7 protein-coding genes are annotated in these 10,828 nt (G+C 62.6%); 5 read left to right on the forward strand and 2 right to left on the reverse strand.

Translation table 11 applies throughout. The features are described 5' to 3' along the window. Positions 1–46: 46 nt before the first annotated feature. From E8F20_RS28260 to E8F20_RS28270, 3 genes are all read left to right on the forward strand, one after another. Positions 47–5,569 (forward strand): peroxidase family protein, encoded by a 5,523-nt coding sequence (locus tag E8F20_RS28260; protein ID WP_280286717.1) that lies wholly within the window; start codon positions 47–49, stop codon positions 5,567–5,569. 331 nt (positions 5,570–5,900) lie between these two features. Continuing rightward, a complete protein-coding gene (locus tag E8F20_RS28265) occupies positions 5,901–6,404 on the forward strand; it encodes a GNAT family N-acetyltransferase (RefSeq protein ID WP_280286718.1) in 504 nt (167 codons plus the stop codon). 163 nt (positions 6,405–6,567) lie between these two features. After that, entirely contained in the window at positions 6,568–6,996 is a 429-nt protein-coding gene (locus E8F20_RS28270; RefSeq protein ID WP_280286719.1) for a nuclear transport factor 2 family protein, read from the forward strand. Between the two features lie 301 nt (positions 6,997–7,297). On the opposite strand, the gene E8F20_RS28430 is transcribed toward E8F20_RS28270, so the two are convergent. Both E8F20_RS28430 and E8F20_RS28435 read right to left on the reverse strand, forming a co-directional pair. Beyond that, entirely contained in the window at positions 7,298–7,675 is a 378-nt protein-coding gene (locus tag E8F20_RS28430; protein ID WP_348529646.1) for a hypothetical protein, read from the reverse strand. A 6-nt stretch (positions 7,676–7,681) separates the two neighbouring features. Beyond that, the gene (locus tag E8F20_RS28435) at positions 7,682–8,020 is read right to left on the reverse strand and encodes a hypothetical protein (protein ID WP_348529647.1); all 339 of its coding nucleotides are present in this window, start codon (positions 8,018–8,020) and stop codon (positions 7,682–7,684) included. Positions 8,021–8,210: 190 nt separating this feature from the next. Here E8F20_RS28435 and E8F20_RS28280 point away from each other — a divergent pair, with 190 nt between their 5' ends. Continuing rightward, entirely contained in the window at positions 8,211–9,065 is an 855-nt protein-coding gene (locus E8F20_RS28280; protein ID WP_280286721.1) for a DUF6502 family protein, read from the forward strand. Next, a complete protein-coding gene (locus E8F20_RS28285) occupies positions 9,062–10,525 on the forward strand; it encodes a DUF5666 domain-containing protein (protein WP_280286722.1) in 1,464 nt (487 codons plus the stop codon). Before E8F20_RS28280 ends, E8F20_RS28285 begins: the two co-directional genes overlap by 4 nt. Positions 10,526–10,828: the final 303 nt, after the last annotated feature.

Raw genomic sequence — 10,828 nt, forward strand, 5'->3', positions numbered from 1 at the left:
CGCTGACGAATGGCCCAGAGGGGCGCTTTGCCTCAAGGAACGCAAAATGGTCACCCTGATCAAGCAAGACCTGGCATTTATCCTCGACCAGATCGTCATTGCCGAACGCCACGCCGCTGGTGAATCCCTCTACGACCTGGTGGGCAATCCATTGCTGCCTATTGGTCTGCGTACCGTCAATGGCACCTGGAACAACCTGATCCCCGGCCGCGAGTACTACGGCTCGGCAGACCAGACGATGCCTCGCATGCTGGACCATGAGTTCCGCGATGCCGAGAGCGGCATCGACGGCCCCGGCGCTCCACCCGGTTTCCCCGACAGCACCACGCAGACTTCCTACGAACAGACGTCTGGCTATGTGGTGGACTCGACGCCGAGAACCATCAGCAACCTGATTTCAGACCAGTCCGCTGCCAACCCCGCCGCCGTGGCGGCAGCCGCTGCGACCGAGGGCAGCTTCGCCTTCGATCACGATGGCAACCCGGACACGCCGGACCTGTTGTTCATTCCCAACGTTGCGCCGGATGAAGGGATTTCCGCGCCCTATAACGCCTGGATGGCTATCTTTGGCCAGTTTTTCGACCACGGACTGGACCTGGTCAACAAGGGCGGCAGCGGCACTGTCTACATCCCCTTGAAGCCGGATGACCCGCTCTACGACCCTGACTCCCACACCAATTTCATGGTGCTCACCCGCGCGACCAACCAGCCGGGTCCAGACGGGGTGCTCGGCACCGTGGACGATGTGCGCGAACACATCAACCAGACCACGCCCTTCGTTGACCAGAACCAGACCTACACCTCCCACGCATCCCACCAGGTGTTCCTGCGTGAGTACGAGATGGTGCCGAAAGTGGATGCCAACGGGCAGCCGGTGCTTGATGGCAATGGCCAACCACTGCTGGTTCCCGTGGCGACCGGACGCATGCTCGATGGTGCTGGTGGCGGGCTGGCTACCTGGGCAGACATCAAGCAACAGGCCCGCGAGAAGCTCGGCATCGACCTCAGCGATGCCGACGTCACCAATCTGCCGCTGTTGGCCACGGACGAGTACGGTCGCTTCGAACGAGGTGCCAATGGCTTTGCGCAGATCGTTACTGTCAGCGGTCTGGCAGAAGGCAATCCCGCCGCGCCAATCAGCACCGCGGAAGCGATTCGCACGGGCCATGCCTTCCTTGATGACATCGCCCACGACGCCGCTCCACGCAACAGTGACGGCAGCCTGAAGGTGGCCGATGGCGACGATGCCCTGGGCGTGGGTGGCGCTCCTGTTCCCAATCCGGCTTTCGACCCCACCCAGCCCGTTGGCCCTGGCAACTTGCCGACCTTGGCTACCTACGACAACGAACTGCTGGATGCCCACTACATCACCGGTGACGGCCGGGGTAACGAGAACATCGGCCTGACCGCCGTGCACCACGTCTTCCACTCCGAGCACAACCGCCTGATCGAGCAGATCAAGACAACGTTGCTGGAGGATGGCGACCTGACGTTCCTAAACCAGTGGCTACGCGTGGATGTCGCCACCTGGCCGGCCAATCAGACCGAGATCGACGCCTTGGCCTGGGACGGCGAGCGGTTGTTCCAAGCCGCACGCTTCACCAACGAGATGCAATACCAGCACCTGGTGTTCGAAGAGTTCGTGCGCAAGATCCAGCCCTTCACCGACGTGTTCCTGGTGCAGCCCAACGTCGAACTGGACCCGGCCATCGTCGCGGAGTTCGCCCATGTGGTGTACCGCTTCGGCCACTCGATGTTGAACGAAACGGTGGACCGTCTCGATATCAACATGCAGAGCGGCGAAATCGGCCTGATCCAGGCCTTCCTCAATCCTGTCGAGTTCGGCAGCTCCGGGGACGCGGATGCCGCCGCTGGCGCCATCGTCCGTGGCATGACGCGGCAGGTGGGCAATGAGATCGACGAGTTCATCACCGGTGCCCTGCGCAACAACCTGGTGGGACTGCCGCTGGACCTGGCCGCCATCAATATTGCCCGTGGCCGCGATACCGGCGTGCCCTCGCTGAACCATGCCCGGGAGCAGTTCTTCGAGATGACCAACGACGCCAATCTCAAGCCTTATGTGAGCTGGGTGGATTTCGCGCTGAACCTGAAGAACCCCGCGTCGATCATCAACTTCATCGCGGCCTACGGCACCCACGACAGCATCACTGCGGCTACCACGCTCGCTGACAAGCGTGCGGCGGCCGAAGCGCTGGTGCTCGGCGGCGCCAACGCCCCTGCGGACCGGGTGGACTTCCTCAACAGCAGCGGTACCTGGGCCAGCCAGGAGTCCGGCCTGAACCTGGTGGACTTCTGGATCGGTGGCCTGGCGGAACGCAAGATGCTGTTCGGCGGCATGCTCGGCTCTACCTTCAACTTCGTCTTCGAAACCCAGATGGAGACGCTGCAGAACGCGGACCGTTTCTACTACTTGTCGCGTTTGCAGGGGCAGCACTTGCTGGGCGAACTGGAGGCCAATTCCTTCGCCTCCCTGGTGATGGCCAACACCGACCTGGGCGCGGCCGGATCCTCGCACCTGCCGGGCGATCTGTTCGCAGCGGTGGACTACATCCTGGAAATCAACCCGTCGCTGCAGATCGGCGCCGATCCCACCTGGAGCAACCCGATACTCCAGGCCCTGACGCCGATGGTCGAGCGCGCGGAAGGCGTGCTCAAGTACCACGGCGATGACCATGTGGTGCTGGGCGGCAGCGAGGGGAACGAGTTGCTGCTGGCGGGTACGGGCGACGACACCCTGTGGGGCGACGGAGGCCACGACACGCTGGAAGGCGGTTACGGCAATGACATCCTCCATGGTGGTGCTGGCGACGATGTGATCACTGACATCGGGGGCGACGACAACATCAAGGGCGAGGACGGCAACGACGTCATCAGCGGCGGCAATGGCATCGACCTGCTGTTCGGCGGCGCCGGCAAGGATTTCATCATCGGCGGTACGGATGGCAAGCAAGTACTGGCAGGCAGTGGGAACGACTTCGTCTATGGCGGCGATGGCATCGACGCGCTGTTCGGCAATGAAGGGGACGACTGGGTCGAAGGCGGGGCCGGCTTCGACTACATCGCGGGCGACAACGGCGATATCTTCTTCGAGAGCAAGGTCATCGGCCATGACGTGATCAACGGCGGTGGCGGTGACACCGATTACGACGCGGAATCGGGCGACGACATCATGTTCCAGAGTGCCGGCATCCAGAAGAACATCGGCATGTGGGGCTTCGACTGGGCGGTCCACCTCAACAGTCCGGTGGTGGCGGATTCCGACCTCAACCAGGCGATTTTCCCGAGCATGCCCATCGAGGTGCTGCGTGACCGCTTCAGCGAAGTGGAAGCGCTGTCCGGCTGGAACCTCAATGACACCCTGCGCGGCGACGACCGCACCAATGATCCCACGGGCGAGCCGGAGCTGTTCCTGGACACCAACAACTTCCTCTCCCAGGCCGGGGTGGATCGCATCGACGGCCTGCGGGACCTGCTGGGCGATGTGATCCCCGATTACACACCGTCGGTTGGTGTCGATGCGGAAACCCTGATCGCGTTCAACAGCGGCAATATCCTGCTGGGCGGTGGCGGCAGCGATCTGATCGAAGGGCGCGGGGGAGATGATTTCATCGACGGCGATGCCTGGCTCAACGTCCAGCTGCGACTGCTCGATGCCAACGGTGTGCCGCTAGTGGATGGCAGCGGTGACGAACTGCGCTTCAACAGCCTGGTGGAGCTGCAAACGCGGATGTTCAACCGTGAGCTGAACCCCGGCCAGTTAGAGATCGTGCGCGAGATTCTCTTCACCAACAACGCGAGCGAGCGCGACGTAGCGCTGTTCTCCGACCTTGCGGAGAACTACGACTGGACGCGCAATGACGACGGCTCCTGGAGCGTGGTTCACGCCCGCGGCACCCAGCTGGATGGCACCGATCGCCTGAGTAACATCGAGGTGCTGCGCTTCCTCGATCAGGAGGTGTTCATCGGCAATCAGGCCCCGGTCGGCACGGTCTCCATCAGCGATACCTCACCCACCGAAGGCCAGATGCTGACCGCTACCCGCGCGTTCACTGATATCAACGGCACCAGCAACGCCGCCTTCAGCTACCAGTGGCAAGTGTTCAACGGCCTGGCGTTCGTCAACATTCTCGGCGCGGTTGCCGCCACCTTCACGCCCACTCAGGCGGAAGTCGGCAAGGAGCTGCGGGTGATGGTCAGCTACACCGACGACCAGGGGAGTGCGGAAGTGGTCTATTCCGCGCCGACCCAGGTGGTCGGCGACCTCTGGAATGGGGTGGGCGCCACGGCCGATGTGCTGAGCTTCACCGCCGGAGACGACATCGCCCACGGCAACAACGGTAATGATCAGCTATTTGGCTTGGCCGGCAACGATCTGCTCACCGGTGGCAACGGCAATGACGCACTCCATGGAGACCTGGGGGACGATACGCTGCAAGGCGGCGTCGGCAACGACACATTGCTGGGAGGCGACGGCAACGACACCCTCCAGGGAGATGCCGGCAATGACACGCTGAATGGCGGCACCGGCGCAGACCTGATGCAGGGTGGCGCCGGCAACGACGTCTATCTGGTCGACGATGCCGCTGACCAGGTGGTGGAGGAGACCGCCGGTACCGCAGGCGGCACCGACCGGGTCGATACCACCCTCGCCAGCTACACACTCGGGGCCAACGTCGAGCACCTGACCTTCGTCGGCAATGGCAGCTTCACCGGTATCGGCAATGCGCTGGCCAATACCATCACAGGTGGCGCTGGCGACGATGTGCTCGACGGCGGCGCCGGCGCGGACCGCCTGGTGGGCGGTGTCGGCAACGACACTTATTACCTGGAGGCGGCGGGCGACCTAATAGTCGAAGCCGCGGGGGGTGGCGATGACTTGGCCTATTCGCAACTGTCCAGCTACGTCATGGCGGCCAATCTGGAGAATCTGGCCTACACCGGGCCCGATTCCACCTATGTCATTGGCAACAACCTCGCCAACCTGATCAGTGGCGGAACCGAGGGGGACGTGCTGATGGGTAACAGCGGCGATGACACGCTGATCGGCCTTGAGGGTGACGATTCGCTGGATGGTGGTCTTGGCAATGACCTGCTGCAGGGAGGGCAGGGCAGCGACTCGCTGACAGGTGGAACGGGCAATGATCGACTCGAAGGCGACCAGGGGGACGATTCGCTATCCGGTGGTAGCGGCGATGACCTGTTGCAGGGGGGCGAGGGGGCAGATGTTCTGCGAGGCGAAACCGGCAATGACGTTCTGGTGGGCGGCGCCGGCAACGACCTGATGGATGGAGGCTCGGGGAACGATATCTTCCTGTTCTCCGCCGGCTTCGGGCATGACCAGATCATCGGTTTCGACAGCAACCCGACTGGAGGCCAGGACCTTCTGGATATCTCGGCCCTCGGCATCAATGCGGCGAACTTCGCCGCTTCCGTCGTCATCAACGGCACCGTCGCGCAGACCACCCTGACTATCGGCGCAGACAGCATTACGCTGGTAGGCGTCAACGTAGCCACGGTCACCCAGGCTGACTTCGTATTGGGAGCATGAAGTAGCACCAACAGGTCCACCTGGGTCGACGCTGACTGGGTGGGCCTGAAGCTGATCAGGCGCACTGCAACTGGATGCTGGGTAAAGGCAATCGGCCGAACAGGCTGCGACTAATGTCTGCTCTCAGCTGATAATTACCCCAATGCTCCCAACAGTTGTCGCTTCAACATGCACATCCGATGGCGTTGCCCAGCACTTTTCTTAGTAAATGCCGCCATGATAAACGGCAGGCCCTGAGCGGGCCTTCGTGATCGCTTCCCTCTATCGAGATATCCATGCCTGTCATTCTCAGCTCCCTCTTTCGTTACCAGCACGGCGGCGAGGTCCAACCATGACTGGTGCCGTCATCGAGCTGGTGCAAACCGGTCCGGAACACGCCGAGTTGATCCGCAACCTCTACCAGTTCTATGCCTACGAGTCGTCGGACTGGGAGCAGGAGGACGTGGAGGTCGACGGTCGTTTCTACATCCACGAGGAGCATCTGGCGCGCTATTGGCAAGAGCCGCAGTGGAGCGCCAACCTGATCCTGGTCGATGGCTTCATCGCCGGGTTCCTGCTGATCGAGCGCAGCGAGTTGCCGGGCCTCGACGCCCTGGAACTGGCTGACCTGTTCGTCCTGAAGAAGTACCGCCGATTGGGCGTCGGGCGCGCGGTGGCGACCCAGGTGTTGACGGGCGGGCAGGGTGCCTGGCTGGTGCGGTTCTATGGCCAGGATGAAACGGCGCTGGCGTTCTGGCGCTCCGTGCTGGATGAACTGCCCTGTCCCGTACGTGCCATCGAGCCGGAAGACGACTCCCAGTTGCTGAGCTTCCTGGTGACGCCAGTCACCCATTGAGCGGGTCGCCCACCCAAGTTGTTCGGCAGGATCATTCGACTGTCATTTACGATCATTGAGCCCGGGAGTTTCCGCTCGTTATCGTCCGTCCCGATCACACCACTCGGCGCCTCGATTCGCAGCGGGTGCGCCCAACAATAAGAACGATCGAGAGGAATGCACGATGTCCGAACTGAACCTGAACCCCCGGGCCGCCGAGTCGCTGCAGCGCTGGCACGACATGGTTGCGCAGCAGGATCTCAGCGCGCTGCCCGAGCTGCTTGCAACGAACGTGGTGTTCCGCTCACCCATGGCGCATACCCCCTATCCAGGACCGGTGGTGGTCTCGACCATCCTCAACACCGTGCTCAAGGTTTTCGTCGACTTCACCTACCACCGCCAGCTTGCGACGGCCGATGGGCTCAGCGTGGTGCTGGAGTTCAGCGCCTCGGTCGGAGGGCGCGAGCTGAAGGGCATCGACATGATCCGTTTCGATGAGCAGGGGAAGATCGTCGAGTTCGAGGTCATGGTCCGCCCCATGAGCGGCCTGCAGGCCTTGGGTGAGGAAATGGGCCGACGTCTGGGCGCCTATCTGGCCGCCGCCAAGGCCTGACCCGCGCGGCCGTGCGCCAAACGAGGCGAAGCGCTGCCCGCCAAACTGCGAGGGGCGGCTTGTGCGTTCGGCGTCTCACGTAAACCACGAATCCGGATAGTCGGTCGTTGACACCCGGGCTGTCAGTACTAGCCTCAGGATGTGGGAAAAATTCCCACATCATGGTTCTGACTGGCTTGCACGCATAGCGCGGAATCCGCAGCCAAGCACTCAGGTTGCAGGAAAAGGGCTGAGCTGGTTGGTTGGCCGCTCCTCGGGGCGGCTGCGAGTCTTCTATCAATTGCGTTCGATAGGGAAATGACTACGCAACTCCATCCGGAGGTTCTTCATGATGCTCAAGAAATGTTTGCTGGCTCTGGCAATAGCTGGAGTCTTGTCGGCCTCGACAGTTCTGGTTCCGGACTACATCGGCAATTTCTCTAGCGCGCATGCAAAGGATGGCGGAGGCGGAGGTGGTGGTAGCGGCAGTGGCGGCGGTGGTGGCGGTGGCCACGGAGGCGGCGGCAGTGGCAGTGGCGGCGGTGGTGGTCACGGAGGCGGCGGCAGTGGCGGCGGTGGCGGTCATGGAGGCGGCGGCAGTGGCAGTGGCGGCGGTGGCGGCCACGGAGGCGGCGGCAGCGGAAGTGGCCACGGCGGCGACGGAGGTGGCAGCAGTGGAAGCGGCCACGGCGGCGGTCATAGTGGGTCAGGCCATAGCGGTGATGGTGATGGTGATGGCCACTCCGGCAACAGTGGCCCCGGCAGTGCCAACAGCGGACCTGGCAGCGCCAATAGCGGGCGCGGAAACGACAACGACAACGACAACGACCACGATGACGGTGGGCCGCACGGAGTCGGTCATGGTGCGGATGACGGCCCCGGCCATGACGTAGGCGAAGCACATGGCGTCGGCCACGGCGCAGATGATGGTCCCGGCCATGATATGGGCGAAGCGCACGGTGTAGGTCATGGGGCAGACGATGGCCCGGCTCATGATGTAGGCGATGATCGCGGCGGCGCCTAGACAGCCACTCCGCGAGCGCACAAAACCCGGCGTGGCTCCGGGTTTTGTGCCACTTGGCTGGCAATGCCGCCGGTTGTGATTGCTTGAGGGAATGGACGTCGGATAGCCGCCCAATCTTTACCGTCGTAGATGTCGGTTGAAGCTCCGGTCGGATTGCCTGGGGCTGCCTCCTGCATCGACCTTTGTGTTCAGTTCTTCAGGAATGGCTTGAATGCATTTACCCTCTTTCCCTTCGTCTCTACTGCCGGCGCTCATGCACGTCATGCGCCCGTTAGTGAGACTGATGCTCAGAAAAGGGGTTTCCTATAACTGCTTCGCCGATTTGCTCAAGGAAGTCTTCGTCGATGTCGCCGAACGCGAGTTCCGCCTCGACGACAAGCCCCCGACCGACAGCAGGATCAGTTTGCTCACTGGCGTGCATCGCAAGGACGTCAAGCGCCTTCGGTCCAAGGTGATTGGAGATGCGAGCAATCTGCCGGAGAACATTTCGTTTGGCGCACATCTGGTCAGCATATGGCTGAACAGCGCGCCCTTCTGCGCGCAGCCTGGAGAACCGCAGGCGTTGGCTCGCTTGGCCAGCAACGGCGGGGAGCGCTCGTTCGATGCACTGGTAGCGACGGTCAGCAAGGACATCCGTGCTCGCGTTGTGCTGGATGAGTGGCAGCGCCTGGGCATTGTGCGAGTCGATGACCAGGACTGTGTCCACCTGGAGACGATGGCTTTTATTCCACAACGTGGGTTTGACGAGAAGGCAGCCTATTTCCGGCATAACCTTCACGACCATGCCTGCGCGGCCGTACACAACCTTACCGAAGCGTCCGAGCCTTTCTTCGAACGCAGCGTCCACTACGACAGCCTGTCTCCAGCCGGTGTCGACCAGCTGCGAGAAGCTGTCCGGGTGGAAGGCATGCAGGTCCTGATCGCGTTCAACCAGCTGGCTGCGGAGCTGGAAGGCCAGGATATTCCGAGCCCCGATAGTCGACAGCGAATCACCATCGGCCTGTACTTCTACACCGAACCCAACCCCTCAGCCGTTGCCAAGCCCACTGCGGCCGGTTCGACATGAACATTGCCTCGCGCATTCTTTGCACCCTTGCATTCATAAGCGGGCCTTTGTTGTTCGTCTCGCCCTTGAGCGCAGCACCCGCTTGCCTTGAACCAGGCGGCATGGGCGGGACGGGCGCTGTTGCCACCGGCGGGATCGGTGGCACCGGAGCACCGGCCGACAACGGTGGAATCGGTGGCACTGGAGTGAGGGACGATAACGGCGGAATCGGAGGCACCGGAGCGAGGGACGACGACGGCGGGATTGGGGGGACCGGCATTGTCGGGACCATCACAGGCTTCGGTTCGATTTGCGTCAACGGCGTGGAAGTTCACTTTGACAGCAAGGCCTCGCTCAGCCAGAACGGCGTGCCTGCCAGCAGCAAGGAACTGGCCATTGGGCAGGTCGTCGCCGTCGAGGCCCGCAAGTCCTCGAGAGGGCTGGAAGCCCGAAGCATTGCGATACTCCATGCCTATGAAGGCCCGATTACAGCGGTCAAGCCGGGGGCCGCCTCCATGCGCGTAATGGGGCAGCCCGTTCGCATTGCGGCAAACGCCCGTGTGCCGCAGGGCCTGCGTCTTGGCGAGTCGGTTCGGGTCAGCGGCTTGCGCAATGCCCGGGGAGAGGTAGTCGCGAGCCGGATTGATCGGGCACCGGACCTTGCCCAGGCGAGCGCTATTGGCACCATCGAGCGTGCCGGCGATCTTCAAGGGCTGTCCCTCAGTAAGCCGCTGGCGCCAAACACCGAGGTGCTGGTTCGCGGTACCTGGAATGGACAGCGGCTGAATGTCGCCGAGAGCCGCATCGATCCGGGGCTGCCCTTTGGCGGGCGAGCCCGCAACGCGCTGGTGGAAGGCCTGGTGCGGTCGCAGCACGGCGATCGCATCGAGTTTGGTGGCTTCACGGTCCAACTGGACCGCAGTACAACCTTCGGCAGCTCTCGGCGCGCGGACCTCGCGGTGGATCAGCGCATCCGAGTATTCGGTGTATTCGACAGCGGACGGACCATTCGTGCGGAACGGATCGAACTCATCCGCGAACGTCCCGAAGGGGCCAATCTGCACGGTTCCGGTCACATCGATACGGACACGTCCGAATCAGAGCACCACGAGAGCGGTAACTCCGGGCGCGACGGTAACGAATCCCGTCTGCAAAACGACATCGGAGAAACGCGGGAGAGAATCGAGCGACGAGAGGAATCCGCCTCTGGTGACCTCGAGCGCCGCGAGCGGATAGAAATACGAGAATCAGGCGACCGTCTTGAAACTCGGGAGCGGATCGAAATATTCGAGAACGGTGTACGTGTAGAGCGAATCGAACGGATTGAGAGAATCGAACGGCCGGATCGTGCCGACAAGCCGGAACGTGTTGAACGGGTGGAGCGAGTAGAACGCGTTGAGCGCGTCGAGCGGCCCGATCATGTCGAGCGACCGGAGAAGGTCGAACGGGTCGAACGGTTGGATCATTCCGGTCCGCATTAGGGTGGGTAAACGCAAAGGCTATGTCTGCGTTAAGTGTTGCTAGAACGTCCTGAGCCAGGCTGCTTGCCGAGTTTTGCGGATGCTTCTGGTTTCGTCCCCCCGGACGAGTCCCTTTCTCAAGCGCCGAAAGGAACCAAAAGGCTTGCCCCTGCATCCGGCCCCGGCTTCGCCGGGGTACCCTCCCTCCATCGTTGCTCCGCGGGCACGGCGCGAGGGGCCATCCATGGCCCCACACGCCTATCGCGGCATCCATGCCGCTCGTCCCCCTGCGCAACGATTCCGCTCGGCCTCCTGAAGGGGCGT

This window comes from Pseudomonas sp. BN415 (genome assembly GCF_029871195.1).
In the GTDB taxonomy this organism is placed as follows: domain Bacteria; phylum Pseudomonadota; class Gammaproteobacteria; order Pseudomonadales; family Pseudomonadaceae; genus Metapseudomonas; species Metapseudomonas resinovorans.